General features: G+C 68.7%; 23 protein-coding genes and 2 tRNA genes. 14 read left to right on the top strand and 11 right to left on the bottom strand.

Features of this window, described 5'->3' with window-relative positions; all coding sequences use genetic code 11:
• Positions 1 to 1,155: pitrilysin family protein (locus VN461_14090; protein ID HXB55913.1), on the bottom strand; the 1,155-nt coding region annotated here is incomplete at its 3' end.
• A 110-nt stretch (positions 1,156 to 1,265) separates the two neighbouring features.
• On the opposite strand from VN461_14090, the gene VN461_14085 reads away from it, so the two are divergent.
• Both VN461_14085 and VN461_14080 read left to right on the top strand, forming a co-directional pair.
• Complete coding sequence (locus tag VN461_14085; GenBank protein HXB55912.1) at positions 1,266 to 2,762, top strand: TolC family protein; 1,497 nt, start codon at positions 1,266 to 1,268, stop codon at positions 2,760 to 2,762.
• Complete coding sequence (locus VN461_14080; GenBank protein HXB55911.1) at positions 2,759 to 4,396, top strand: efflux RND transporter periplasmic adaptor subunit; 1,638 nt, start codon at positions 2,759 to 2,761, stop codon at positions 4,394 to 4,396. Before VN461_14085 ends, VN461_14080 begins: the two co-directional genes overlap by 4 nt.
• 234 nt (positions 4,397 to 4,630) lie before the next feature.
• On the opposite strand, the gene VN461_14075 is transcribed toward VN461_14080, so the two are convergent.
• Positions 4,631 to 4,780 carry a hypothetical protein gene (locus tag VN461_14075; protein HXB55910.1) on the bottom strand — a complete coding sequence of 50 codons (150 nt, stop codon included), beginning with the start codon at positions 4,778 to 4,780 and terminating at the stop codon, positions 4,631 to 4,633.
• 116 nt (positions 4,781 to 4,896) lie between these two features.
• Between VN461_14075 and VN461_14070 the strand changes: the two genes are divergently transcribed.
• Both VN461_14070 and VN461_14065 read left to right on the top strand, forming a co-directional pair.
• Positions 4,897 to 5,595, top strand: coding sequence for an ABC transporter ATP-binding protein (locus VN461_14070; protein ID HXB55909.1), 699 nt, complete (start codon positions 4,897 to 4,899; stop codon positions 5,593 to 5,595).
• Complete coding sequence (locus VN461_14065) at positions 5,596 to 6,801, top strand: ABC transporter permease (GenBank protein ID HXB55908.1); 1,206 nt, start codon at positions 5,596 to 5,598, stop codon at positions 6,799 to 6,801.
• 7 nt (positions 6,802 to 6,808) lie between these two features.
• Here VN461_14065 and VN461_14060 read toward each other — a convergent pair whose 3' ends face one another.
• Positions 6,809 to 7,267: a dual specificity protein phosphatase gene (locus tag VN461_14060; GenBank protein HXB55907.1), complete on the bottom strand. Its 459-nt coding sequence runs from the start codon at positions 7,265 to 7,267 to the stop codon at positions 6,809 to 6,811.
• Positions 7,251 to 8,738: a leucyl aminopeptidase gene (locus VN461_14055; GenBank protein ID HXB55906.1), complete on the bottom strand. Its 1,488-nt coding sequence runs from the start codon at positions 8,736 to 8,738 to the stop codon at positions 7,251 to 7,253. Before VN461_14055 ends, VN461_14060 begins: the two co-directional genes overlap by 17 nt.
• Before the next feature lie 116 nt (positions 8,739 to 8,854).
• Here VN461_14055 and VN461_14050 point away from each other — a divergent pair, with 116 nt between their 5' ends.
• Positions 8,855 to 9,757, top strand: coding sequence for an arginase family protein (locus VN461_14050; GenBank protein HXB55905.1), 903 nt, complete (start codon positions 8,855 to 8,857; stop codon positions 9,755 to 9,757).
• 40 nt (positions 9,758 to 9,797) lie between these two features.
• Positions 9,798 to 10,034, top strand: a complete 237-nt coding sequence (locus tag VN461_14045) for a hypothetical protein (protein HXB55904.1) — start codon at positions 9,798 to 9,800, stop codon at positions 10,032 to 10,034.
• Here VN461_14045 and VN461_14040 read toward each other — a convergent pair whose 3' ends face one another.
• Complete coding sequence (locus VN461_14040; protein ID HXB55903.1) at positions 10,035 to 10,754, bottom strand: hypothetical protein; 720 nt, start codon at positions 10,752 to 10,754, stop codon at positions 10,035 to 10,037.
• A gap of 178 nt (positions 10,755 to 10,932) precedes the next feature.
• Here VN461_14040 and polA point away from each other — a divergent pair, with 178 nt between their 5' ends.
• Positions 10,933 to 13,602 carry a DNA polymerase I gene (polA, locus tag VN461_14035; protein ID HXB55902.1) on the top strand — a complete coding sequence of 890 codons (2,670 nt, stop codon included), beginning with the start codon at positions 10,933 to 10,935 and terminating at the stop codon, positions 13,600 to 13,602.
• Positions 13,603 to 13,705: 103 nt separating this feature from the next.
• Complete coding sequence (locus VN461_14030; GenBank protein ID HXB55901.1) at positions 13,706 to 14,062, top strand: FmdB family zinc ribbon protein; 357 nt, start codon at positions 13,706 to 13,708, stop codon at positions 14,060 to 14,062.
• A gap of 149 nt (positions 14,063 to 14,211) precedes the next feature.
• On the opposite strand, the gene galU is transcribed toward VN461_14030, so the two are convergent.
• Positions 14,212 to 15,081 carry a UTP--glucose-1-phosphate uridylyltransferase GalU gene (gene galU / locus VN461_14025; protein HXB55900.1) on the bottom strand — a complete coding sequence of 290 codons (870 nt, stop codon included), beginning with the start codon at positions 15,079 to 15,081 and terminating at the stop codon, positions 14,212 to 14,214.
• 79 nt (positions 15,082 to 15,160) lie between these two features.
• On the opposite strand from galU, the gene serS reads away from it, so the two are divergent.
• The gene (serS, locus tag VN461_14020; protein ID HXB55899.1) at positions 15,161 to 16,480 is read left to right on the top strand and encodes a serine--tRNA ligase; all 1,320 of its coding nucleotides are present in this window, start codon (positions 15,161 to 15,163) and stop codon (positions 16,478 to 16,480) included.
• Positions 16,481 to 16,546: 66 nt separating this feature from the next.
• Here the strand turns inward: serS and VN461_14015 are convergent, their stop codons facing one another.
• On the bottom strand, positions 16,547 to 17,647 hold the full coding sequence (locus VN461_14015) for a GAF domain-containing protein (protein ID HXB55898.1): 1,101 nt from the start codon (positions 17,645 to 17,647) through the stop codon (positions 16,547 to 16,549).
• 96 nt (positions 17,648 to 17,743) lie between these two features.
• Between VN461_14015 and VN461_14010 the strand changes: the two genes are divergently transcribed.
• Positions 17,744 to 18,103: a phosphotyrosine protein phosphatase gene (locus tag VN461_14010; protein HXB55897.1), complete on the top strand. Its 360-nt coding sequence runs from the start codon at positions 17,744 to 17,746 to the stop codon at positions 18,101 to 18,103.
• 100 nt (positions 18,104 to 18,203) lie between these two features.
• Here VN461_14010 and VN461_14005 read toward each other — a convergent pair.
• A tRNA-Ser gene (locus VN461_14005) sits at positions 18,204 to 18,291 on the bottom strand.
• A 239-nt stretch (positions 18,292 to 18,530) separates the two neighbouring features.
• Between VN461_14005 and VN461_14000 the strand changes: the two genes are divergently transcribed.
• Together VN461_14000 and VN461_13995 are read left to right on the top strand one after the other, a co-directional pair.
• On the top strand, positions 18,531 to 19,790 hold the full coding sequence (locus VN461_14000) for a vanadium-dependent haloperoxidase (protein HXB55896.1): 1,260 nt from the start codon (positions 18,531 to 18,533) through the stop codon (positions 19,788 to 19,790).
• A gap of 333 nt (positions 19,791 to 20,123) precedes the next feature.
• Complete coding sequence (locus VN461_13995) at positions 20,124 to 20,852, top strand: energy transducer TonB (protein HXB55895.1); 729 nt, start codon at positions 20,124 to 20,126, stop codon at positions 20,850 to 20,852.
• A 130-nt stretch (positions 20,853 to 20,982) separates the two neighbouring features.
• On the opposite strand, the gene VN461_13990 is transcribed toward VN461_13995, so the two are convergent.
• Complete coding sequence (locus VN461_13990) at positions 20,983 to 22,071, bottom strand: Ldh family oxidoreductase (protein HXB55894.1); 1,089 nt, start codon at positions 22,069 to 22,071, stop codon at positions 20,983 to 20,985.
• A gap of 403 nt (positions 22,072 to 22,474) precedes the next feature.
• On the opposite strand from VN461_13990, the gene VN461_13985 reads away from it, so the two are divergent.
• Positions 22,475 to 24,874: a PAS domain S-box protein gene (locus VN461_13985; protein HXB55893.1), complete on the top strand. Its 2,400-nt coding sequence runs from the start codon at positions 22,475 to 22,477 to the stop codon at positions 24,872 to 24,874.
• Positions 24,875 to 24,883: 9 nt separating this feature from the next.
• Here VN461_13985 and VN461_13980 read toward each other — a convergent pair whose 3' ends face one another.
• Together VN461_13980 and VN461_13975 are read right to left on the bottom strand one after the other, a co-directional pair.
• The gene (locus VN461_13980; protein HXB55892.1) at positions 24,884 to 25,177 is read right to left on the bottom strand and encodes a hypothetical protein; all 294 of its coding nucleotides are present in this window, start codon (positions 25,175 to 25,177) and stop codon (positions 24,884 to 24,886) included.
• On the bottom strand, positions 25,174 to 25,530 hold the full coding sequence (locus VN461_13975) for a hypothetical protein (protein HXB55891.1): 357 nt from the start codon (positions 25,528 to 25,530) through the stop codon (positions 25,174 to 25,176). Before VN461_13975 ends, VN461_13980 begins: the two co-directional genes overlap by 4 nt.
• Positions 25,531 to 26,421: 891 nt before the next feature.
• Between VN461_13975 and VN461_13970 the strand changes: the two genes are divergently transcribed.
• Positions 26,422 to 26,515: transfer RNA gene (locus VN461_13970), tRNA-Ser, on the top strand.
• The last annotated feature ends 161 nt before the right edge of the window (positions 26,516 to 26,676 follow it).

The raw sequence follows: 26,676 nt of genomic DNA, 5'->3' as shown, positions 1-26,676 counted from the left end.
AGCTGAGACCTCGTTTGCGATGCGTCGCCCGAGCACGAGCCCCTTGTACAGGCGGCCGGTGCGCCCGCTGAGGACGTCGCTCAGGAGGTCCAGGGCGGAGGCGTCCTTGTGGACGAAGGGGACGCCCTTCCACCAGATGCGAACGGTGGGGGAGGTCTCGGCCTCCGCCAGATACCGCTTTTCGCCGATCTGCTTGGGCTCCAGCGTTACCACCGGGGGGGGATCGGCCGCGCCCCGGGGGATGCGGCCGAAGTAGCGCTCCAGCAGCGGGCGCGCCTCCGAGACCTTGAAGTCCCCCACCAGGGCCCCCGTGAGGTTGTTGGGGGCGTAGTAGGTCGCGAAGTAGTCGCGGGCCTGGGCCAGGCTGTAGAGGGGGATGTCGGAGGGCCACCCCACCACCGGCCAGCGGTAGGGATGGGCCTCCCAGAAGACGGCGTTGAAGGCCTCGTCGTACTTGCCCAGGGGCGTGGACTCCGTGCGCATGCGGCGCTCCTCGAATACCACGTCACGCTCGCTGTAGAACTCGCGCAGGACCGGGTTGAGCAGCCGGTCCGACTCCAGCCAGGCCCAGAGCTCGAGGCGGTTGCTGGGCACGCGCACGAAGTAGGTGGTCTGGTCCTCGGTGGTGAAGGCGTTCAAGCCCTCGCCCCCGTTCTTGGTGTAGATCTGGGAGAGCTCATCCTTGATCAGGATCTCCCGCTGCTTCTGCACGAGGTCGGCGAACTGCGCCTCCAGCTGCCGGTAGCGCTCGGTCTTCGCCTCCGGCCGGAGGAGGTCGTCGACCTCGCCCCGGCGCAGGCGCTCCCGCATGATCGCCATCTCCGCCCTCATGGCCTCCTGAACCTTCTCTTGCTCCTGGATGAGCTTGAGGTCGGCCGCGATGTCCTTGGTCCCGATGACGCGGGTACCCTTGAACATCATGTGCTCGAAGAAGTGGCTGATCCCGGTGATGCCCTCCTTCTCGTTGGCGGAGCCCACGCGCGCCGTCCACCCTGCGGTCACGGTGGGGGACTGGTGGCGCTCGAAGAGCAGCCATTTCATGCCGTTGCCGAGGGTGAGCTCCTGGACGTCGATCTGGGGCTTGTCCGCCGCCCAGAGGGGAGCGCCGAGGGCCAGGAGGAGGACGAGGGCGGGCCGGCAACGCGCGACGTTCATGGCCTTGGACCCTTTCTTAAGTCCGCAGGCGAGCCTATCAGCACGCTCTACCTCCGCGCAAACCCCCATTTGACGGCCTGGGAAGGGCTGGATACTCTGATCCCTGCGTGATGATCGGACGGGCCGGACTGCTGGCCATGAGCCTTCTGGGGGCACTCGTCGCGGGAGTCGGGGAGGCACAGCAGCCACCCGCACCGCCGGAGGCTTCCCCCGAGCCCACGGGTCCGGAGCCCCAGGAGCCCCAGGAGCCCGAGGAGGCTCTGGTGGGGCCCACGCCGGGGGCCCCCACCGTGAATCTGGCCGAGGCGGTGTCGATCTCCCTCGAGCACAATTTCGGCCTCCTAGGCGCCGTGGACAGCGTCCAGGCCGCGAAGCTGCGCGAGTCGGCAGCGAAGGCCCAGTTCTACCCGAAGCTCACCCCCCGCTACCAGCACTCCTCGGACAACACCGCCTTCGGCCTGGATCTCTTCCAGAAGCTGCCCTGGAGCGGGGCCAGCCTCACCGCCACCGGCACCTTGAGCTCCGTCCCCCAGGCCGATTCGCCCACCGCCCGCTCCTCGGATCTGCGGCTGATCTTGACCCAGCCCATCCTCCGCGGCTTCGGGCCCAATGCCACCAACTTCGACCTCGTGAACAGCCGGCGCGGGCTCGAGGGACAGGAGCGGAACTTGGAGCTGGCCCGCCAGCGGCTGGCCATCCAGGTCACCTCCTCCTTCTACGCGGTGGTGGCTCAGCGTCAGCTCCTGACCGTGTCGCGCCAGAGCCTGAAGCGCAGCGAGAGCCTGCTCCGCGCCTCCGAGGCCCGGCTCAAGATCGGGCTCGTGAGCAAGCTGGACGTGTTCCGGGCCCAGATCCAGGCCTCCCAGACCTCGGACTCCCTGGTCCGGTCGGAGGCGGCCCTGCAGGCGGCCCTGGAGCAGTTCCGCTTCCTTCTGGGCCTGGCCCCCAGCCACCCTTTGGAGCCCCAAGGGGTGACGCTCGAGGAGATGCCCCCCGACCAGGTGGAGCCCTTGGAGGTCATGGTGGCCCGGGCCTTCGAGAAACGGCTGGACCTGAAGGAGGTCCGCGATCAGGTGAGGGACTCGGAGCGCGCCGCGTCCTTGGCCAAGCAGAGCCTCCTCCCCCAGCTGGACGTGAGCCTGAACGTCAGCCAGCTGGGATTCGGCCCCTCCTACGGCGACGCCCTGCGCACCGGCGACACCCGGGTGAGCGTCTCCCTGAGCACCGCCTACTCCCTGGAGCGCTCCGCGGAGAAAGTTGCGGCGGCGGTGGCGGACCTCGACGTGCAGGCCCACCAGCGGGCGGTGACCCAGAAGGAGATGGAGGTCGAGACGGACGTGCGGGCGGCCGTGCGCGAGCTGGAACGGATTCGCAAGAGCGTGGAGCTGCAGAGGCAAGGAGTGGAGGTGGCGGCCCAGCAGCGCCGGCTGGCCAACCTGCGCTACCAGCGCGGCCTGGCCTCGAACTTCGACGTGGTGGATGCCGAAGGCAGCCTGGTCCTGGCCCGCAGCGCCCTTGTGGGCCTGCTCGCCAGCTACAAGGTGGCCCTGGTCGAGCTCCGCCGGGCCACCGGGGTCCTGGACGTGGCCAAGGAGTTCGCGCCGTGAGCTCGATCTCCATAGGCCTAGCCGCGGAGCGGGCCCGCCGGGCCCTGGAGCGGGCAAGGGACGGCGCCTCCCGCGCCGCCCACACCCTCGTGCGGGAGGCGCGGCCTTGGTTCCGCCCCCGGAACTGGACGCGGGAGAACCTCACGGTGGCTCTCACCGCGACTCTCGCCGCGGCCCGCCGGCGGCCGCGGGTCGCCGCCGCCGTCCTGGTCGGGGCCGCCGTCGCCCTCTTCCTTCCCCTCTACGCCCTGAGCGGGGGCGGGGGGGCGGGGGTCGCCGCCGCCACCGTACAGGAGGGGCCCTTCCAGGTGTCGATCGTGGAGGCGGGGACCCTGCAGGCCCTCCGCTCCATGACCTACACCTCGACCATACAGAGCAACCAGGCCAAGATCGTGGCCCTGGCCCCGGAGGGGAAGATGGTCCAGAAGGGGGACCTGCTCATCCTCTTCGACGCCGCCCCCTTCGAGGAGGACATCCGCCGCAACCAGGCCCTTCTCGCCCAGGCCCAGGCCGACCTGCAGAAAGCGCGCCAGGAGATCAAGCTGCAAGCGATCCAGAACCAGGAGGAGATCCAGGCCGCGCGCCTCAAGGTGGATCGCAGCGACCTGGAGCAGAAGGACGTCGAGCAGGGCAAGGGCCGGCTCAAGGAGGAGGAGGCGGTGGTGGCGGTGGCCAACGCGGAGCGAGAGCTCCAGAAGGCCCAGACCGCGCTCGCCGACCTGAAGCCGCTCCTGACCGAGGGCTTCATCACCAAGGTGGAGCTGGAACGGGCGGAGCAGCTGGTGAGCCACGCCAAGGAGGAGCTGACCCTGGCTCAGCGGCGCCGGGACTCCCTCATGAACTTCGGGCGGCCGCTGGAGCTCTCCCAGGCCAAGTCCGACGCCCTGGCCAGCAAGGAGACCCTGCGCCAGCTGGAGACCGCCTCCTCCTACCGCCTGGGCCAGAAACAGGCCGCCATCGACTCCGCGGATAGCCGGATCGCGGAGGCGGCCAGCAAGCTCGAGCTGGCCAAGCAGCAACTGGCCCGCACCGAGGTCCGGGCGGACGTGCCCGGGATCGTGGTCTACCGCGACGTCTTCTTCGGCTCCGAGCAGCGCAAGCCCCAGGTGGGGGACCAGGTGTGGGCCAACCAGCCCCTCCTCATCCTCCCCGACATCTCCCGGATGGTGGTGGAAACGAAGGTGCGCGAGACCGACATCCACAAGGTGGAGCGCACCCAGAAGGTCCGGGTGCGGGTGGAGGCCTACCCCGACCTCAAGCTCACGGGCAGCGTCACCCTGGTGGGCACCCTCGCCCAGGAGGAAAAGGAGCGGCGGGGGACCAAGTTCTTCGGGGTCACCATCCAGATCAACGAGTCCGAGCCTCGCCTGCGGCCGGGCATGACCGCGCGGGTGGAGATCCAGGTCGAGGAGCGCCAGAAAGCCCTCTTCGTCCCCCTGGAGGCGGTCTTCGAGCGGGAGGGGCGGGCGCTCGTCTACGTGGCGGGGCGCCGGATCCAGCCCCGCGAGGTGGTCCTCGGGCCCTCCAACCAGGACTTCGTGGTCGTGGAAAAGGGGCTCCAGAAGGGCGAGCGTGTCTGCCTGCGGGATCCCGGCGCCGCGCCCTCGGACTTCGGTGCCCTCACCTCACCCTAGCCCGGCCCCAAGCGCGCGCTGGTCAGAACCGCCGGCTTGCGGCGCACCCAGATGTTTGGGCGGACATATAGAATCGCGGGTAGAGTGAAGATAGCGGGCCGCTGGAGTGCATGGCGATCCCTAGTGGCGATGTGGAGAAGCTTTGCCACGGTGCTGAGGGCGCAACGGGACCTCGGCCGGGCTCGCAGCCTGCGTAAGCAAGGCCAATACTCCGACGCATTCCGTCTGGCCATCTCAGCCTTTGGCGTACTGTCTCAAATGGTTGCTCAGGACAACCCGGCCGCCCCGGCCGCGGGCGCCATCGTTGCCACGGATGTCGTCTTCCTTGATGAGCTGGCCAAGCAGGTGGGACAGCCCGGGGCCGCTCGCGAAGAGCTCCAGCAAGCCTTGAAAGTCTGTCAGGACATCAGTGGCGTGTCTCCTAGGCTCGAGCCCTCTCTCCGTCAGTACATCGCGTGGTATGAGTACAGGTTGGCCGAACAGACCGAGCCACCGCTTCGTTGAAGGACCTGACGCGGGGGCCGGTCGTGGACCTCCGGGACGCGGGCAAGGTGTACCCGCGGGGGGCGGGTGACGTGGTGGCCCTGGAGAGCGTGAGCCTCCGGGTGTCGGAGGGGGAACAGATCTCGATCATGGGGCCCTCCGGCTCCGGCAAGTCCACCCTCCTCAGCATCCTCGGCTGCCTGGACCGGCCCAGCCGGGGGGAGTACCTCCTCGATGGGGAGGCGGTTTCGGCCTTCGACGACGACCGCCTCTCCCGCATCCGCAACCAACGCATCGGCTTCGTGTTCCAGTCCTTCCACCTCATCCCCCAGCTCACGGTGGCGGAGAACGTGGAGACGCCGCTGCTCTACGGCGCGGTCCCCCTGGAGGAGTGGCGAGAGCGGGCCCGCCGCTGCCTGGAGCGGGTCGGGCTCCTCTCGCGCGCGGACCATCGGCCGGGGGAGCTCTCGGGGGGGGAAGCCCAGCGCGCGGCCATCGCGCGGGCCCTGGTCACGGAGCCGCGAATCCTCCTCGCCGACGAGCCCACGGGCAACCTGGACTCGAGCACGGGGGAGGAGATCGCGAAGCTTCTGGAGAGCCTCCACCGCGAGGGCCGGACCGTCATCCTCGTCACCCACAACGAGGCCTTGGCCCGGCGCGCGCAGCGCATGGTCCGCCTGCGGGACGGCCGGGTGGAGTCCGAGGAGCTGCTCTAGGTGTCTCCGCGCGTGCTCCTCCGCCTGGGCGTGCGCAGCCTGTTCCTGCACAAGCTGCGCTCCAGCCTCTCCATCCTGGGGGTCGTGTTCGGGGTGTCGGCGGTGGTGGCCATGTCCTCGGTCGGGGAGGGGGCGCGGCGGGAGTCGCTGCAGCAGATCGGGGCCCTGGGCATCGACAGCATCACAGTGCGGGCCCGGGCCGGGGAGGCGGGGGCCCCCGTCTCCGGCCTGCGCCTGCACGACGCGGAGGCGCTCGCGCGGGTGGTCCCGGACGTGCGGGGGGTGGCGCCGGTGCGGGAGGCGACGATGGCCGTCGAGGCGGGGGGCCGGCGCACCGAGGCCACGGTGGTGGGGACCACCGCCGCCTACCAGGTGGCGGCGCAGCTTCCCCTGGCTGGGGGGCGCTTCCTGAGCGATCTAGACGTCCAGGAGCGTAAGCGGGTGGCGGTGCTGGGGGCCTCGGTGGCGCGGGCCCTCTTCCCCTTCGGGGACCCGCACGGGGAGCGCTTGCTCCTGGGCGGCGACTGGTTCCAGGTGGTGGGCGTGCTCGAGGACCGGGCCTCGCCCCGGGGCAAGCCGGGGCCCATCCGCACCCGCGACGTCAACCGGGCGGTGTTCGTCCCCCTCCCCGCCCTCGACCGCGGCCACGACCCCCGCCCGGACGGAGTCGACGAGATCGTGATGCGCGTGGACGATGCCCGGCACGTAGGCCCCTCCGCGGAGGTGGTGAAGTCGCTGCTGCAACGGACCACGGGGGGGTCGGCCTTCGACGTGATCGTCCCCCGCGAGATCCTGCGGCAGCGGGAGCGCACCCAGCGCATCTTCAACATCGTGACGGGGGCCATCGCCGCCATCAGCCTACTCGTGGGCGGCATCGGCATCATGAACATCATGCTCGCGAGCGTGGCCGAGCGCACCCGTGAGGTAGGCGTCCGGCGCGCCCTAGGCGCCACCCGGCGCGACATCGCCTCCCAATTCCTGGTGGAGGCGTCCCTCTTGACCTTCGCGGGGGGCGTCTTGGGCGCCGGGCTCGGCGTCTTTGGCTCCCTGCTCATACACCGGATGGCGTCGTGGCCCACCGCCATCGCGCCCGTGATGCTGCTCCTGGCCCTGGTCATGGCCCTGGGGGTAGGGATCGGATTTGGTTTCTACCCCGCCTGGCACGCCTCCCAGCTCCAACCCATGGAGGCGCTGCGCAGGGAATGACCCTCGGTCAGGACGCCGGGTAGCTCGCGGCCGCTTCCACCGCGGCCTGGATCTGCCGGGGGTTGGGATTGACGAGGGGGCGGCGCGCGGAGAGGAAGTCCAGGGCCTCCTGGGGCCCCGCCCCCCGGAAGCGCCCGGCCAAGAGGTGGGCGAGAACGAGGCAGGAGGAGCGGCCTACCCCCATGAGGCAGGCCACGAAGACGGGCAGGTCCGCCCCCTCGCACTCGCGCAGGAAGGCCATCCCCAGGCGCAGGTGGAGCTGGCTGGGGGGCTCGTGGTCGGGGGTGGGCAGCCACAAGAAGGCCTCGAAGCTCCAGGGATCGGCCCCCTCGCGCTTCATGTCCACGCAGGCCCGGACCCCTTGGGCGCGCAGGCGGTGGTAGTCGTCGAGGGAAGCTACCCGCGACCCCAGCCAGACCCTCTCCGTGATGCGGTCGAAGCTGAGCCGGTCAGGCGAGAGGATCACGGAAGCGCTCGCAGAGATCGACCAGGGTCTTGACCCCGAAGCCGATCGCCCCCGACTCGTAATACTTCCAATCCTTGTCGCGGAACATCGGGCCCGCGATGTCGAGGTGGGCCCAGGCCACCCCCGCGGGCACGAACTCTTTCAGGAAGAGCCCGGCGGTGATGGCGCCGGCCAGTCCCCCGGCCGCGATGTTGTTGATGTCGGCGAAGGGTGTCTTGAGCGATTCCGCGTACTCCTCCACCAGGGGCAGCTCCCAGAAGGCCTCCCCTTGGTGTTCCCCCGACCGGGCCACGCGCCGGACGAGCTCCCGATCCGTGCCCATGATCCCGGCCACGCTCGGCCCCAGGGCCCGCACGACCGCCCCCGTGAGGGTGGCGATGTCCAGGACGTGGGTGGCTCTCTCCTCCCCCGCCCGGGCCAGGCCGTCGGTCAAGACCAGGCGGCCCTCGGCGTCGGTGTTGTCGACCATCACCGACTTGCCGTTCTTGGCCGTGAAGATGTCGCCTGGACGCTGGGCGTTGGCATCGGGCATGTTCTCCGCGCAGCAGAGGATGCCCACCACCTTGAGGTCCGGCTTCAAGCGCCCCAGCGAACGCAGGGCGTAGAGAACCGCCGCCGCCCCCGCCATGTCCCCCTTCATCTCCCACATGTGGTCGCCCGGCTTCAGGCTGATGCCCCCGGTGTCGAAGGTGATCCCCTTGCCCACCAGGGCCACCGTCTCCTTCGTGCCCTTGCGCGGGACGTGGCGGAGGATGACCATGTGGGGGGGATGGGCGCTGCCCTGGCCCACCCGGAGAAGACCCTGGTATCCCCGCGCCTTGAGGCCGGCGGGGTCCAGGATCTCGATCTCCAGGTCCAGCTCCTTCGCGATCTCCCCCGCGCGGTCGGCCAGGAATTCGGGGGTGACGACCGCGGCCGGCTCGTTGATGATGTCGCGGCACTGGTTCACGTTCTCGGAGACCCAGGCATAGCGGGCCTTGCGGGCCTCGGCGTCGGCCTGGTGTTCCGGGTGCACCACGATCGTGAGCTGGGCGTCCTTGGCCAGGAAGTCGTCCTTCTCCTGCTTGTAGCGATCGAAGGTGTAGGCTCCGAGGACCGCCCCTTCCACCGCCTTGCCCACGAGGGGCGCGGCCTCCTGAGTGTTGAGGACGAGGCCGATCCGCGGGTGACGGTAGTCGCGGGCCAGGCGCAGGGCCCGGGCGGTGAAGGTCTTGACGTTCTCCCAGAGGTTCCAGCTCTTGAGCTGGGGGCTCCAATACACCACCAGGGCCCGCGGGCTCTCGCCCTCCGGGAAGGTGACGAAGTATTCGCGCTTGAGCGTCTTGTCCCGGAAGGCGGCGCCGGCCCTGGCCACGTGCGCGGCCAAGGCGGGGTCGTCGATCTGGTGGAGGGTCTTTTCCTCGTCCAGAACGACGGCCAGGAGGTCGACGGAGGTCTGGGTCACGGGGCCGAAGGACAGCTTGATGTTCATGATTTCTCTAGCCCTCCCCCCCCCGCGCCGCGAGCGGCGGAGGGAAGCCGTCGCGCACGGCCGTCTGCATTCGGGGAGCGAGACATGGGGGCGACGGCCTTGATTATACTTCAGGCATGCCCGCCGCCAAGATCGCCGTTGTCGGCGTTCCCACCGCGGCCGGCGCGCGGGGCCCGGGCCCGAGCGAAGCCCCCCGGCGCCTGCGCGAGGCCGGCCTCCTGGAGGCGCTGCGCGGCGCGGGACCCGGGGTCGTGAACCTCTCCGACCTCTCGCTCTTCCCCTTCCGGGAGGACCCCGAGCACCCGCGGTCCCGCAACGCCCCCGTGGCTACGTGCGCGGCCCAGGCCGCCGCCGACGAGATGACGCGCGCCCTCGCCGAGGGCTTCACCCTCGTGCTTGGCGGAGACTGCACGATCGTGACGGGGACGGTGGCGGGAGCTCGGCGGTACCTTGGCCAGGCGGTGGGCCTTGTCTTCCTCGATGCCGACGCCGACCTCAACACGCCGGACACGACGCCCTCCGGGTTCCTGAACGGCATGGCCCTGGCCCACGCCCTCGGCGAGGGGGTGGCCGAGCTCGTGGCCGCGGGCGGACCGCCCCCCGCGGTGGCCCCCGAGCACGTCTCGCTTGTGGGCTTCCGGGCCCTGGATCCCGGCGAGCGGGCGGGGCTCGGGGATCTGGGCCTGGCCCTGCCCGCGGCCGCAGCCCGCACGATGGGCATGAAGGCCACGGCCGCCCTCGCCATCGACGGCGTCGAGAACGGCGACGGCCCCATCCTCGTCCACCTGGACGTGGACCTGCTGGACCCGGCCGTGATGCCGGCCAAGGAGCCCCTGACGGGAGGGGTGGGGCTTTCCTGGGAGGAGGCCTCCGATCTCGTGACCGCCCTCCTGGCCTCGCCGCGGGTGGTGGCCCTCGAGGTCTGCGAATACAACCCCGGCCGGGACCCCGGGGATGCGTGCGCACGAAAGCTGGTCGACCTCCTGGCTCGGGCGGTGACCCGCCGCTTCCGCGCGTGAGCGGGGCCGCGCCGCCTTGCCTGCCCCCAGGCGGGTGAGTATGCCCGTCCGAACTCTCTCCCCCGAAGGTGGTAAGGCGTACGAGCAGATCCTCAATCCGTGGGGGCCCGCTTTCACCCTGAACTGCCCCTCCGGCCTGACCCTCGCCGCCGACCCCCACGTGGTTCGTTTTCGTCATCCCGCCTACGAGCCGGTGGAGCGGACAGTCTCCGTCCGTCCCGGCCAGACGGAGCCCGTGGTGGTGGATCTGCCGTCCGAATCGACGCGCAAGCCCTAGTCAGGCGGCCGGGGGCCCGGCCGGAGACGCGAGCCCCTTCCTACCGTGCCGGGCCACGAGGTAGACCCCTCCCCCCAGGATCAGCATGGCCACGACCATGGCGCCCGCGAAGAGTGTCACCGTGGAGAGGAGGATGCTCCGGGAATCCATCACCGCCCCGAATTCCAGGCGCTCGCCCCTGAGGCCCGCGGCCACGTCTTGGCGCCAGCAGACGATGTTGCCTCTCTCCACACCGTCGCTCGCGCTCTTGTGCTCGTAGATCTTGCTCGGCAGGTGGAAGCGGACGGCCATGAGCCCGTCCCGCTCCTGGACCTCGGGGAGGGAACCCGGCCGCGCCCAGCCCCCCTCCAGCCGAAGGTTCTCCCCGGCGCGAGACAGGGCGATCCGGAGATCGGGGAAGGCGGGGGAGCCCGTCAATTTGTTGACGTCGTCGAAGTCGGCGGAGACGAACAGATACGCCTGTCCCGCCCGGTGGGTGAGGGTGACCCGCCGCACCCGGAAGCCCGCTCGCTCGAAAAACTGCCGTGCCGCCTCCCGGCTAGCCGCCTCGTCTGCCGGCGTTACCAGACCCTTGAAGGCCAGGAAGAGGGCGGGGCGGCCGGTCACGTTCACTGTGCCCGAGCCGTCTACCCGGAGCCAGAACTCGTGCTCGTATTCGTAGGTCAGGCAACCGTGAAGGCCGGCGGCGAGGAAAAGGGTCGCGGCGAGGCGGGCGCCCACGGCGGCATTCTATTCGGAGTCGGCCTCAACGACGCGCCCGGCAACGCCTCCCGCTGGCCAGGCAGCCAGGGTTCGTGTCCGATGGCCGGGGAGCCCGCGCTCGGCCGCGACCGACGGAGGATCGCTTCACGCGGCGCTCTGAGGGTGGTCCGTCCGCGGTCCGGGGTAAGATCCCGCAATGCCCGGCGCTCGCACCCTCTATCTGGTGGACGGCAGCGCGCAGTTCCACCGCGCCTACCACGCCATCCGCGGCCTGGCTACGACCCGGGGGCTGCCCACGGGCGCCGTCTACGGCTTCACCACCATGCTGCGCAAGCTGTATCAGGACGAGAAGCCGGAGTACGTCGCCATCAGCTTCGACCTCGCGGGGCCCACCTTCCGGCACGAGGTCTACAAGGAGTACAAGGCCCACCGGCCGAAGATGGACGACGACCTCGCCGTCCAGATCCCGTTCGTGCGCCGGGTCTGCGAGGCCTTCCGGCTGCCCGTCATCGAGGTCGCCGGCTTCGAGGCCGACGACGTGATCGCGACCCTGGCCCGCCAGGGGGTGGCCGCGGGCCACGACGTGGTCGTGGTGTCCGGGGACAAGGACCTGCTGCAGCTCGTCAGCGACCGCGTGCGGGTTCTGAACCCGGGCCGGGAGGGCCTGGGGGCCACGCTCTATGACCGCAAGGCGGTGGAGGAGAAGTTCGGGGTGCCCCCGGAGCGGGTGGTGGACATGCTGGCCCTAGTGGGGGACGCCGTGGACAACATCCCGGGGGTGCCCGGGATCGGGGACAAGGGGGCGCGCGACCTGGTGCGCGAATTCGGTCCCGTGGAGGCCGTGCTCGAGAACGCGGATCGAGTGAAGCGCGCGGCCTACCGTGAAGGGCTGAAGGCGCACCGCGAGGACGCCCTCCTCTCCAAGCGGCTAGCCACCCTCCGCACGGATGCTCCCGTCGTCCTCGACCTGGCCGCCTTCGCGCGGCGGGAGCCGGACGGGGCGGCCGCCCACGCGCTCTTCACCGAGCTCGAGTTCCAGGCCTTGGCCCGGGAGTTCGCGCCCCCCGTGGCGGCGGCCGCCACCGAGCACCAGATCCTGACCCGGCTGGAGGAGGTGGACGCGCTCCTGCAGGAAGTGCGGGGAGAGGGCCAGGTCTCCATCGGCCTCGTGGCCACGAACCACGAGCCCATGCGGGCCCGCCTCCTGGGGGTGGCCCTGGCCGTGCGGCCGGGCCGTGCGGCCTACATCCCCCTCGGCCATTCTCGCCTCGAGGCGCCAAACCCGCTCGGGGTCGAGGAGACGTTCGCCCGCCTGAGTCCCCTCCTCGGCGCCCCCCACGTCCGCAAGCTGAGCGCCCACGCCAAGCGCGACCTCATCCTCCTCGCGCGCCACGGCGTGGAGGGCCGCGGGTTCGACTTCGACGCCCTGGTGGCCTCCTACCTCCTCAACCCCGGGCGGCGCGCCTACGCTCTCGACGACCTCGCCCTCGAGTTCCTGGGGGAGCGCCGGGGCTCGGGGAGCGAGGGGGTGACGGGCGACGAGGCCTCGGTCGGCCAGACCGCGCACGCCGCGGGGGACGACGCCGAGCTCGTCCTGCGCCTGGCCCCCGCCGTGACCGCCCGCCTCGAGCAGGAGGGCCTCCTCCCCGTCTACCAGAGCATGGAGCTTCCCCTGGTGGAGGTGCTGGCGGACATGGAGCGAGCGGGGGTCAGGGTGGACGCCCCGCTTCTGGCGGGCATGAGTCGGGAGATGGAGCAGCAGCTGGCCACCCTCACCCGCGAGATCCACGTCCTCGCCAAGGGAGAGTTCAACATCAACTCCCCCGTGCAGCTCCGTGAGGTTCTCTTCGACCGCCTGGGCCTCAAGAGCGGGAAGAAAACCGCCAAGACCCGGGCCGCCTCGACCGCGGAGGACGTGCTGGAAGAGCTGGCCATCCTCCACGAGCTGCCCCGGAAGATCCTCGACTACCGCGGGATCCAAAAGCTCAAGTCCACCTATATCGACGCGCTGCCCGGGCTGATCAACACCCAGACGGGTCGCATCCACGCCTCCTTCAACCAGACCGTGGCCGCCACGGGGAGGATCTCCTCCTCCGATCCCAACCTGCAGAACATCCCCATCCGCACGCCGGAGGGGCGGCGGATCCGCGAGGCCTTCGTGGCGGAACCGGGGTACGAGCTGCTCTCCGCCGACTACAGCCAGATCGAGCTCCGCATCCTCGCCCATCTCTCCAAGGATCAGACGCTCATCGATACCTTCCGGCGCGGAGAGGACGTCCACGACCGCACGTCCCGCGAGGTCTTCGGGGCTTTCTCCCCCGTCTCCCCCGAGGAGCAGCGACGCCGCTCGAAAATGATCAATTACGCCCTGCTCTACGGAAAGGGGGCCTTCTCCCTGGCCAAGGACATCGGGACCTCGAAGAAGGAGGCCGAGGGGTTCATCGAGGCCTACTTCAACCGTTACCCCTCTGTCCGCGAGTTCATCAACGACACCATCGCCCGCGCCCGGGAAACGGGGACCGTGCGCACCCTCTTGGGCCGTCTGCGGCGGCTGCCCGACCTCCGGGCCAAGAATTTCCAGGTCCGGATGGAGGCCGAGCGGCAGGCCATGAACACCCCCGTCCAGGGCTCCGCCGCCGATCTCATCAAGAAGGCCATGATCGACCTCCAGCATGAGTTGAAGAAGCGCGGCATGGCATCCCGCCTGATCTTGCAGATACACGACGAGTTGCTGCTGGAGGTTCCGGAGAAGGAGGCGGAGGAGGCGCTGGTCCTCGTCCGGAATGTCATGGAAGGGGCCTTGTCCCTGGAGGTGCCCCTGGTGGTGGACGCCCGCCGGGGCCGGAACTGGGCCGAGGTCCACTAGCGTGCGCCCCGGGGGTAGTGGGTCGGTGGCGCTCGGCCACTACCCGCCCCGGGTGGATTTTGATCTATCTTCCTGGAAATGATACAATTTGTGGGTTCGGGAGGTGATTCCGCCCGTGCCTCTTTTCGAGTACAAGTGCCCCCGGTGCGGGCGATTCGAGATCCTCCAGAAGTACACGGATCCGTCTCTCATGGCTTGCCCGACCTGCGGCAAGGAAGTCCACCGGCTGCTCTCCGCCCCCGCGATTCAGTTCAAGGGCACTGGGTGGTATATCACCGACTACGCCCGCAAGTCCTCGGGCGGGGATGGCGCCGAGGGCTCGCCTTCATCCAGCTCCAAGGAAGCCAAAGACACGAAGTCAGCTCCGGAAGCCAAAGGCTCCAAGGACACGTCGTCCAGCTCTCCTGCATCAACCACATCCAAAGACGGCTCTGCCAGTGGCAGCAGCCCCTCGAAGTGACTCGCTCCTTCTTCGGTTTCGGGAAACCTGCCTTAGCCTAACCCCCCCCGGGTGATCCCGGGGGGGTCCCTCCACTCCAACAAGACGTTCTTGAGTGCGGGCAGAGCTGCTCGGTGGGGCCCTGGGCTGCGAAGGTTTCCGACGACCCGTCAGAGCTTGAGCGACTTCAGGTACTCCCGGAACGGCTTGCCCAAGTCGTCGCGCTTCAGCGCAAACTCGACCGTGGCCTTGAGGAAGCCCAGCTTGTTCCCGGCGTCGTGGCGGATCCCCTCGAAGCGGTAGCCGAAGATCGGACGCCGCTCCTTGAGCCGGCGAAGCCCGTTGGTGAGCTGGATCTCCCCACCCGCGTCGCGGGGCGTGGCCGCCAGATCGTCGAAGATGTCGGGGGTCAGGATGTAACGGCCGATGATCGCGAGGTCGGAAGGCGCCTCCTCGACCTTCGGTTTCTCCACCAGCTCCCGGATCCGGTAGACGCGGCCGGTCTCTCCCTCGGGCGAACCGTCGATGACGCCGTAGGCCGAGATTTCCTGTCGGGCCACTTTCTGGACGGCGATGACGGGCCCGCCGTGGCGTTCGAAGACATCCACCATCTGCTTCATGCAGGGCACGGGGCTGTCGATGATGTCGTCCCCCAGCATCACCGCGAACGGCTCGTCCCCCACGAGGTCCCGGGCCATGAGCACGGCGTGGCCCAGGCCCAGGCTCTCCCCTTGGCGCACGTAGGAGAGGTTGATCATGCTGGAGATGGTCCGCACCTGCTCCAGCAGATCCGTCTTGCCCCTCTCCGCGAGCAGCTTTTCGAGCTCGTAGGAGACGTCGAAGTGGTCCTCGATCGCGTTCTTGCCCCGGCCGGTGACGATGATGATGCTGGTGATTCCGGAGGCCGCGGCCTCCTCGATCACGTACTGAATGATCGGCTTGTCGACGAGGGGCAGCATCTCCTTGGGCTGGGCCTTGGTGGCGGGGAGGAAGCGCGTGCCCAGGCCCGCGGCTGGAAAGACGGCCTTGCGGATCTTCATCATCTCGCCGTCGATGCTACCACACGCCTGTGGCCGGACTGCGACGGACCCGCGCTCGCCCTGTGCTATCCTCGCCGCCGTGCTCGACTTGAAGTTCGTGGTGGAGAACAAGGAGCTTGTCCTGCGCATGCTGGAGGCGCGCGGGCAGAGCCCAGAGGGGGAGGATCCCTGGGCCTTGGACGGGGAGCGGCGCGCCCTCATCCCGAGGGTGGAACGTCTCCGGCACGACCAGAAGGTGTTCGGCCAGGAAATCGCCGGCCTGCGGAAGGCGGGTCAGGACCCCTCGTCGTCTCCGCGCAGCAAGCAGCTCAAGGACATCTCGGAGGAAATCAAGAGTCTGGAAGTCCGCTTGCAGGAGGTCGAGGCCGGCCTCCGCAGCTTCCTGCTCGGGGTCCCCAATCTACCCGACGACAGCGTTCCCGTCGGCGCGGATGCCTCCCTGAACCGCGAGGTGCACCGGGGGGGCCACCCGCCGCGCTTCGGCTTCCCGCCCAAGCCGCACTGGGATCTGGGGCCCGAGCTGGGGATTCTGGATTTCGAGCGGGCGGCCAAGATCTCTGGGTCACGGTTCGCGGTCTACTGGGATCTGGGGGCCCGCCTGGAACGCGCCCTGATCCAGTTCATGCTGGATCTGCACACGGGGCGACTGCCGGACGACCGGCGTGGCCGAGACCACCTCTACCGCGAGGTCATCCCCCCCTATCTGGTCACCGCGGAGACCCTCACGGGCACGGGCCAGCTCCCGAAGTTCGAGGGGGACCTCTTCAAGACGCGGGCGGGGGACCGGGACCTCTACCTGATCCCGACCGCCGAGGTGCCGCTCACCAACCTGCATCGTGAGGAGATCCTGGAAAGCGACGTGTTGCCCCTGAGGTACGTGGCCTTCACACCGTGTTTCCGCTCGGAGGCAGGGTCCCATGGGAAGGATGTGCGGGGGTTGATCCGCCAGCACCAGTTCCACAAAGTGGAGCTGGTCAAGCTGACGACGCCAGAGAGCTCCATGAACGAGCTGGAGTCGATGGTGGCGGACGCGGAAGAGGTCCTGAAGCGGCTGGGGATCGCCTACCGCGTGGTCGTGCTCTGTACGGGAGACCTAGGCTTCTCCGCCGCCAAGACCTACGACATCGAGGTCTGGTTGCCCGGGCAGGAGGCGTATCGGGAGATCTCCTCCTGCTCGAACTGCACGGACTTCCAAGCCCGCCGCGCCAGCCTGCGGTATCGGCCGGAGCCTCGAGGGAAGCCCCGCTTTCTGCACACCCTCAACGGCAGCGGCCTGGCCGTGGGCCGTACGCTCATCGCCCTGCTCGAGAACTACCAGCAGGCGGACGGCTCGGTGGTCATACCGGAGGTCCTCCGCCCCTACATGGGCGTCGAGAGGATCGGCCCGAAACAGGGCTAGGCCCGGTCCGGGAACGTCCGGTAGAGGCGCGAGTCCGCTCCACCGCCCACCCCCGCCACGAGGCGATCAGCGACGTTCGCGCGTGGCGTATAGGTAGGCCGTGGCGGCCCGCGACGCGTACGATTCCATCAGCCGGTCGTCGGCGCTGGCGCCGTTGGGATCCAAGAGAGCCAGCGTCCCGAGATGGGCCTCCGGGGTAGAGAAGGGGACGAGGTAAAGCTGCTGCGCGGGCAGCGTGGTGCCCAGGGCTTCCCCCACCTCAAGCAGACGGCCCCTCTCCAAACGCCGCACGGCCTTGGCGGCCAAGTCCCCGGGTGCCAGCCGCCCTTCCGTTCCCACGAAGCCCTCCCCCCGGGCCGCCGCCACCACCGGCCCCCGGGGGCTCTGCAGAATCAGGAGACCCGCGGTGTAGTTCCCGATGTTGCCCGCTCCCTCCAGGATCATGCGGGCCACCTCTTCCTTGCTTGCGCCCGCGAAGACCCTTTGGTCGATAGCCACCACCTGTTCCATCAGCGTGGCGTAGCGTCGGATTTGCTCGAGGAGCTGCGCCTTTCGGATGGCGGCGGCGGCCGAAAAAGCCACTGCCTTCGCGCGGTGCAGATCCTCCTCCTCGAAGGGGTCCACCCGCTCCCGCCCCAGACGGAGGAGACCGATGACCTCTCCCTCCACGAGCAGGGGGATCCCGGACCAGGAGCGGACGGGCGGAATCCCAGGAACGGGGACGAAGCGTGGATCCGCTTCCGCGTCGGCCAAGTTGAGGACCCGGCGTTGGTCGCGGATCTCGTCCGCCAGGGGGTCCCCGAAGGTCGTCCCCAGCACCCTTGCCGGCTCGGGCACTCCACGGGCGGCGATGATCCGGAAACGGCCGTCGGGCTCCAGTAGCCCGATCGAGCAGTAGTCGAAGGCCACGATCCGGGAGAGCTGCTTCAGCACCTCCTCGATGGTGTCCTCCAGGCGCGCCTGCCGGTTGATCGCCTCCAAAACCTCCCGCAGGGTCTCGGCCTCGACCCGCCTCTGGCGCTCCGACTCCATGGTCGGAGAGGGCTCCACCCGGCGCCGCTCACGGGCGATCTCTTCCCGCAAAGCGTCCAGGACTTCCTGGCGGTGGGCCTCGTCCAGGTCGGCGAGGCGCCTCTCGACTTCTTGCAGCAGGCGGTCGGTGTTCATGGGCTGTGGCCATCGATGAGTCTAGCAGACTGGCGGGCGGACGGAGGACCGGCCCTCGACTACAATTCGTCCTGGAGGAGGCCTTCCCTGGATCGTATGCGTATATTGTTCGTTTGCACCGCCAACGTGGACCGAAGCCGCACCGCCGAGGATCTGTATGCGGGGGACCCCCGCTATGAGGTGCGCTCCGCGGGCACCGCCCCCTTTGCCACCGTGCCTCTCACGCGGGAGCTGCTGCTGTGGGCGGACCGGGTTTTCGTGATGTCCGAGCGCGAGGACCGCCACGAGACCCTGATCAAGATTCGCTTCCCGGAGATCGACCGGCCCGTGACCGACCTGGACATCGAGGACCGCTGGCCCCGTGGCCACCCTGACTTGGTGCGCCAGGTGCTCAGGAAGCTGGTCCCCCACATCGGTGCGCCGCGGGAAGCCACGTCCGGACCGAGAAAGTCCTGAAGGCCCTAAGCGGTAAGCTGTAAAGGGTTTGTCCCCGGGCCAATGGACAGTGGGCTGGCGGAGCGAGCCCGCTTCGACGCGTGATGCACCCGTTCCGTGCTGGCGGAGGGGACAGGATTCGAACCTGCGGACCCTTTCGGGCCTCCGGTTTTCAAGACCGGCGCCTTCAACCGCTCGGCCACCCCTCCGGGGCGATTTTACGCTACCATCACCAGGCTGCGGAGACACTGGCTTGCCCGTCGGGGTCCGAAAAGACTTCGTTCGACCCCGTCAGGGGTTTCGAGGCTCGGTGCCCTCCGCCCGCGGCTTGTGGGCAGGTGCCCGCTTCGGCGGCACATGGCTTATAGCTTGAGGTAACGCCGCGCCCCCAGCCTTGTCGATCACTTGCCGGCTAGCCACGGCAACAGAACATTCGAGGAGGCCTCCGATGCTCCAGGTCACCCGATGTCGGTCGGCGGCGATCCTTGCCGCCGCCATCACCGTGTTCTTCATGGGCACGCCCGAACTGGCCCGGGGCGACGTGCTTTGGGATTGGACCGATGCGGCCATGACGGCGGCCAGCGGGGCGAAGCAGCTACCCTTCGAGCAGACCCGGACCCTGGCCATACTGCACGTGGCCATGTTTGATGCGGTGGACGCGATCGAGCGCAGCTACGCACCCTACCGACAACCACCGGTCCCTGCCCCCGGCGCCTCGCCGCAGGCTGCAGCGGCGGCGGCCGGGCATGGGGTGTTGTCCGGGCTCTTCCCTGAGCAGCGGGCCACCTGGGACGCGCTCCTCGCGAGCTCGCTCTCCGCCCTTCCCGGCGGCCCGCGTCAAGGAGGGATCGAGCTCGGGGCGCGGGTTGGCGCCACCATGGTGGCGCTTCGCGCCCAAGACGGCGCGGACGCCCGCAACGCCTATCGGCCGCTCACCGCGCCGGGAAGCTACGTCCCGACGGCGCTGCCCGTGGGAAGTATCTGGGGACAGGTGACGCCGTGGGCCTTGACGTCGGGCGCCCAGTTTCGCGCCGGCCCCCCTCCGGATCTGAAGAGCGCAACCTGGGCGAAGGACTACAACGAGGTCAAGGCGCTCGGGGAGAAGCGGAGCCCGACGCGCACCCCCCAGCAAACCGAGGTGGCGCGATTCTGGAGCATTGTAGGCCCCGCCTCCTGGCTGCCCGTCGTCCGCAACCTCACGGCCGCCCCCGGCCGATCGCTGGTGCAGAACGCGCGTCTGCTCGCCTTGGTCTCAATGGCCACCGCGGACAGCTACATCGCCGTCTTCGATGCCAAGTACCACTACCAGTTCTGGCGGCCCATCACCGCCATCCGCAATGGCGACCTCGACGGCAACGATGCCACCGCTCCCGAGGCGACCTGGGAGCCGCTCATCGACACCCCCATGCACCCCGAGTATCCGTGTGCCCACTGCATCAACTCGGGGGCGGCGGCGGCGGTGCTGGAGGCGGAGTTCGGCGCGGGTGAGCTGCCCGCGATTCGCATGACCAGCGCCGCCCTGCCGGGAGTGACCCATCAATGGACCCGCATCCGCGACTACGCGGCCGAAGTCTCGAACGCACGGATCTGGGGCGGCATCCACTACCGCAACTCCGCGGAAGTGGGGGCGGCCATGGGGCGCCAAATCGGCGAGTGGGCCCTGAAGACGCAGCTCGGGCCACAGGGGACGCCGCGTCCGGCCCGATAGCGGTCCGTCGTTCCTGACGTTGAGGAGGCGGAGTTCACGGTCATCGCCACGACCACCCGAGGGTTGGCCGAGCCCTCCAAGCGTTCCGTCGGTTGGGTAGCCCGGCCCAGCTCAGGGTCCGACGGTTATCGGTTTTCTTCGACGTAGCCGTCGACTGCCTTCTTCCGGAAGTCGGATCCTTGTCACATCCCCGTCACACGCGGGGACGGGGGCTGGCCGCCCGAAAAGCCCCCAATCCCAGGCCCCAGTTCTTTTCGACCGTTTTTGGGCTCCGACTCGTATGACTCCCTTGGGGGGGGCTGTGTGGAGGCCCCCGGGGTGGGGAGAAGGGCAATGGAGCAATCGAAAGAGATGTTCGAGGCCCTCGTGGTCACGAAGCCGAACCGCTCGGCGAGGCAAGGCCGCACGCTGACGCTGCCCCTCTCGGTTGCGGTGCACGCGGTCGTGTTCAGCGCGGTGGTCGTGATCCCCGTACTGACCTCGGAGGGGCTGCCGGACCCCACTGGTTCGGCGGTCCGTGCGTTCTTTGCGGAGCCGGTGGCGCCGCCGCCCCCGCCTCCGCCGCCCGCGAAGGCCCCCGCTGCTCGGGTCGAGCCCACGCCGCCCGTCACCCCCCCTACCGCCTTCACCTCCCCCGTGGAGACGCCCGATCAAGTCGTGCCCGAAACGGCGGCGGGGTTGGGATTGGATAGCGGCCCCGAAGGTGTGGAGGGCGGGGTCCCCGGGGGTGTGGTGGGAGGCATTGTCGGCGGCTTGCCAGACGCTCCCCCCCCGCCCCAACCCGTGCGCGTCGGCGGCGTCATCAAGGTGCCGAAGAAGCTCCGACACGTGGACCCTGTGTATCCCCGCATCGCGGCGGTTGCCCGTGTCCAGGGCATTGTCGTCCTGGAGTGCCTCTTGAGCCCGGAGGGAAGAGTGGCGGAGGTGAAGGTCCTACAGGGCATTCCCCTGCTGGACGAGGCGGCCGTCCAAGCCGTCAAGCAGTGGGTGTTCACTCCGACCCTCTTCAACGGCGTGCCGGTTCCCGCGATCATGACCGTGAACGTCCGTTTCGCCCTCTAGAGGGCGGCTCGGTCCACAGGTCAGGACTGGACTTGACCGCGCCGCGTTCCCATATCTTCTGCACAGAGAACCAGGCGACCCGAGAAGGGGTCGAGCCGAGCGGTGTCCGCGCGGTCGGCGCGTCCCCACTTCAGCGCGCCGTCGTCCGGACGGGGGTGGGAAGGGGAACGCCCAGCCGTTCGCTTCGGCGCGCCAGGGCGGGGAGCGCCGCCGGGTAGATCACGACGCCGTCCTGGAGCTGTCGCGCGCGCCGTGCCAAGGCCGCTTCGCCGGGAAGACGTACAGCGGGTTGGCCGGGAGCCACGGGCGTGGTGCGGCAGAACTGAGCGAGCCAAGTGGTCTGGCGCTCGAAGGCGGCGCGACCGGCGAAGTGGTCGGGATCGATGATCTGCAGAAAGACCGAAGCACCCCACTCGCGGGGTTGGTCCGCCCGCCCGTGTCCGGCCAGCCCGGAGGTCAGCGCTTCGACCAACAGCGCCAAGGCAAAGCCTTTGTACCCCAGGTCGAATCCCCCGAGCGGCATCACCGCCCCCGGTCTCTCCCCGAAGAGGATGGCGGGATCGTCACTCGGCCGCCCGGAGGCGTCCACGAGCCAGGGCCCGGGCAGGCGGGCACCCTCCTCGAAGAGCCTCCGGGCCGTGGCGTTGCTGGTGGTCGCCATGCTGACATCGATGAGCACGGGGCCAGCTTCGGTGGGAAAGCCGGCGGCGATGGGGTTGGGCGTGATGCGGGGGGCGACGCCGCCGTAGGGCGTCACGCCGCCGGCCGAAGGGTCAGAGCACGTCAGCAGGATGATGAGGCCGTCATCGGTGACGGGCTTGAGATAGGCCTGTAAGCAGCCGATGTGGTGGCTGCGCCGGATGACGACCGTCACCAGGGGGTGCTGCCTGAGCCTCTCCCGGGCGGCCCCGATCGCCTTTTCCACGAGCCAGGGTCCGGGCAGGTGGCGCCCGTCCCAGGTAAGGGCCCCCCCGGAGTCGCTGAGCGTCTCCGGTTCTCCCGTTCGCGCCATCCGTCCTTCGTCCAGTTCCCCGAGATACCGCGGCAAGAGGTCGAGGCCATGGGTCGTGTGGCCCAGCAAGTCGCCCTCTAGGAGCACCTGGGCAACGACGAGCGCGCGCTCGTCGGGCAGTCCCCCTCGACCGAGGAGTGCCCTCGCCCAAGCGAGCAGGTCCGGAGCTCGGTAGCGGGCGCGCACTTCCGTTTCGGACTCCTCCATCCCTGCCTCCTTCGACCCCGCTTCCGCCACTCTTTGCTGCTCCAGCAGCCGGTAGATTTAGTGTGGCAAAAGACGTACCCTTTCACCAGACGCAACCTGCCCCCGAGCCTCCCTCCCCGGGCCGGGCGGCCGCTTCAGGCTCCCGGTTGCGAACATGCTCGCCGAGCCGATTGCTGTCGGGGAGCCTGCGGGTGACTACAAGGCTGGGCCCGGACCGGGCTGAGGCGGCTCCGCTGCCCTCGGGCGTAGGTGCGGTTTCCTTCCGGACCCCGCGGGGCCACACCCGACGGCAAAGGCGCTTCCGCTTCACGCCGCGGCGGGGGCGATCATCCGCCAGACCCGAGGAGGGACGGTCCCTTTGTCGGGAGAACCGTCCGCCGTTCGTCTTGCTTCCGGTTGAGCCATGAGCGATCGGACTCCCCTCGCGGCATCGCTCCGAGCCTTCTCCGGGTGGGCTGCCCTGGTTGTCGCCGCCACGGGCACCTTCGTGCTCGCGGGCTGGGCGCTGGACGTTGGCGCGCTGAAAAGCATCGCCCCCGGTCTCGCGACCATGAAAGCCAACACCGCGCTCGCCTTCCTCCTTTCGGGGGCGGCGCTTTGGCTGCTTCAGGAGAAGCGCGCCGGACGATACGTTAACCTTGCCAGGGCCCTCGCCCTCGCCGTGGCCCTTATCGGGCTGCTCAGTGTTCTCGAAAACCTGCTCGGCTGGGACCTGGGCATCGATCAGCTCCTCGTCCCAAATTCCTCTCCCGCTGGGTTGGCTGGCGCCCCCGGCCGCATGGCCCTGGCCACCGCCCTGAACTTCCTACTCCTAGGGCTCGCGCTCCTTTTTCTCGACGCCCCGGGAAGCGCGACGGACTATCCGGCCGCGGCCGCGGGAACCGTGTCCCTCATCGCCGTCATTGGCTACGCTTACGGCATTAGGGCCCTCTACAGCGTCGGCGCCTTCGCCAGCGTCGCGCTCCACACCGCCATCGGGTTCGCAATTTTGAGCATTGGCATCCTGGCCGCGCGCCCGGAGCGAGGCCTCACGGCCCTGGTCACGAACGCCCGGCCGGGCGGAACCCTGATGCGGACGCTGCTCCTCCCCGCGGTGGTGATTCCTATCGTGCTTGGTTGGCTGTGTCTCCAGGGCCAGCGGGCGGGACTCTACGGCACCGAGTTCGGCGTCGCGCTGTTCGCCATGTCGAACATCGTGGTGTTCCTCGGGCTAGCGGCCTGGACGGGTCGGTCCCTGGACAAGAGCGATGCGGAACGCCGACAGGCAGAGTCGGCGCTGCGGAGGAGCGAGGGCAGGATGAAGTCGGTCCTCGAGGCCGCTCTCGACGCCGTGGTCGGAATGGATGCCCAGGGGCTCGTCATTTCCTGGAACCCCCGCGCGGAAGCCATTTTCGGATGGTCGGGGAGCGAGGCCGTCGGCCGCCGGCTGGCGGACCTAATCATCCCGCCCCGCTACCGCGAGGCCCACACGGAGGGCCTGGCGCGATTTCTGGCCACCGGCGAAGGCTCGGTCATCGGCCGCCGGAGCGAGCTCAGTGCCCTGCGGAGGGACGGCTCGGAGTTTCCGGTGGAGCTCACCGTCACTGTCCTCAAGGAAGGCGACGCCACCCTTTTTAGCGCCTTCGTCGCCGACATCACGGAACGAAAGCACCTCGAGACCCAGCTCCTTCAGGCGCAGAAGATAGACTCCGTAGGCCGGCTCGCGGGTGGGGTCGCCCACGACTTCAACAACCTCTTGGGTGTCATCACCGGTTATGGAGAGCTGCTCAAACAGCGGATCCCCGACGAGCCGCTGCTCAAGAGATACGTGAGCGACATCCTGAAGGCCGCAGATCGCGCCGCCGGCCTGACCCGCCAACTCCTTGCTTTCAGTCGGAAGCAGGTACTGCAGCCTTCAATTCTCGACCTCAACACCGTGGTAGGCGAGATGGAGAAGATGCTGCGGCGCCTGATTGGCGAGGACATCCAACTCGTAACCATCTTCGATGAGCGTCTGCAACGAGTGCAGGCGGATCCGGGGCAGATAGAGCAGGTCCTCATGAATCTGGCCGTCAATGCGCGCGACGCAATGCCCCGGGGCGGCCGACTGACAATCGAGACTGCCAACGTAGACCTTGACGCCGCCTACTCCCGATCGCGTCCTGGGGTCACGCCCGGCCCTCACGTGATGCTGGCCGTCAGCGACACCGGGCACGGCATGGATTCGGAGGTTCTGGGCCACATCTTCGAACCCTTTTTCACGACCAAGGCGCCGGGCAAGGGTACGGGGCTGGGTCTGGCGACCGTCCACGGAATCGTGAAACAGAGCGGGGGCCATATCTTCGTGTACAGCGAGCCCGAGCACGGCACCACCTTCAAGGTGTACCTGCCCTGCCTCGAAGAGGCGGAGGCAATCGTGGAGACGACGCCCGTCCCGGAGGCCGGACCCGAGCACGGCTCGGAGACCGTCCTGCTGGTGGAGGACGAAGAATCGCTCCGGAGCATCGTGCGGGAGATCCTTGAAGCCAGCGGCTACACCGTCATCGAAGCGCGTCACGCGGGTCATGCCCTCGAGATCGCAGAAGGGCACCCCGCCCCCATCCACCTCCTTATGACGGATGTCGTGATGCCGGGCATGAGTGGAAGCGAGTTGGTGGTGCGCCTAGCGCCGTCCCACGCCGAGACGAGAGTGCTTTACATGTCCGGCTACACTAACGACGCCGTCGTCCTCCACGGCGTGCTGGCGGCGGAGGTCGCTTTTCTACAGAAGCCGTTCACCGCGGAGGCGTTGGCGCGAAAAGTTCGGGAGGTACTCGACCGTTAGGGAGCGGAATCAGGGCTCGGGAAGCCTCTTCCGCAACTCCTCGTTCTCGCGCCGCAGCGTCTCGATTTCGGCGTCGATCGCGCGGACTTGGTCGAGCATCTCAAGGTCGATCTCATCGCGGATGCGCTCGAGGGCGCGTCTCTCCTCGGGCGTGGGAGCCTTCTCGACTATCGCGTCCGCCGCGTGGGAGGGTGCGCCCCTCCGGGGCGGCGGCTCACTGCGACCGTTGCAGGCCGGAGTGAGCCACGCAACTCCCACCAGTAAGGTCACGGCGACGGGGGCAAGGGCTAAAGAGCGCCTCATTTCGCTTGTCGGGCTCGAAGCTCGGCATTTTCCCGCCGGAGCTTCGTGCGCAGGCGAGCCTTCTCCTCGAGGACGTCCCGCCAGAACTCGCGGGTGGCGCGTCGTACTTCCTCGGCCGCGGCCGCCGACGCTTCCTTCGCCTTCGCCCAGGCCTCCTTACTCACCTGCGTGGCGTCGTGCGCGAATTCCCTGCCCGCCAGCTCCCCCTCCTTGACAAGCTTTCCCGCGCCGTGCAGCAGGGGCGCCTGGGCGTCCTTCTTCGGGGTGTCCTCCCCCCATCCCGGCCGGCCGAGGCAGAGGAGGGCAACCAAGATCGACAAGAGCAAGGAACTTGAGCGGCCGCCAACCGTCATCGTCGCAGCCTAGCATGCTGAAGGGGAGGAGACTGTGAGCGCCGTCAAAGCGGCCGCATGAACAACTTAGGGCTGCCCCAAATGGGGCAGCCCCTGCCACGGCCTTAGGGTGCCCACCTTCCCCGTGACCGGCAGGCCGGGTCGGCCAACGTCCCGCTTGAAATGTTTCCGGCCGGAACCAGCCTGGAACTGATGAATTGGAACTCCGTATAGCTTGGCGGTCGGTAAAAGTCGTTGAGGAAACCCTCCCAACTCGTCACGTCGCCAGCGCCACACGCAAAGCTCAGGGAGCAGGCACCCGCGCCGAAGCAAGCATCACACGCGCCGTGGGCTTCACGCGAGCTCGTGGCCACGATCGGAGCAACAGCGCAGAATTGTGTCGCGCCAGTTGGGCAGTCGATGGCGAAGCCGCCGCTGTTAACGGCATTGATGCTGTGGCACAGCGGGTCGGACGAGAAGGGGTTCCAGCATCCGAGGAGGGCCAGCACGACCGTGAGTAGAGCGGCGAGTCGCTTGGTCATCTCAGCCTCCGCTGCGACTTCATTCCTCGCCCGCGGGTCGGGCCTGCCGAATTCGAAGCCGGGCCGGCGGTCTCCGTCCCGACCGCGTCGCAGAGTGGCTCAACACTGGATTCCAATATGCGGAACAAATGCGATCGGGTCGAGGCCGCAGGCGCCCACAATGGCGAGACAAGGAATGCCGAAGAATACGCTACTCCGGCCGCAGCCTCAAGCTGCGAGTGCCGCAGCCGCGCTTGCCGCGTTGGCCGCACTACAGGGGTGCTGGGAGTCGCACAGTCGCGTGGCCGCTCGATCGTGCTATCCTTCCCCGGCGTTCCTCGTGGTTACTATTGGGTCGCCACGCCCCCAGAAGCGCTCGTAGAGTCGTTGCGGAGAGGTGCTGGAGTGGCTGAACAGGGCAGATTGCTAATCTGTTGTACGGGCTAATACCTGTACCGGGGGTTCGAATCCCCCCCTCTCCGCCAGCAGATTGGACTCAGCAGTTTACAGCCGACACTGCCTTCTTTACTCGAGGTCAACACTCGGGAATTCAAGGGTCTGGAGTGTTGTGGGTTGCACCGGGGGCGTCCGATGCTCCTCCTTTAACTCTCAGGCGCGGCAGCGCCCAGGCAAGGCCTGCGCTTGG

The sequence above is a fragment of the Vicinamibacteria bacterium genome (genome assembly GCA_035570235.1).
Classification (GTDB): Bacteria; Acidobacteriota; Vicinamibacteria; order Fen-336; family Fen-336; genus DATMML01.
This window is presented reverse-complemented; position numbering and strand designations above follow the sequence as displayed.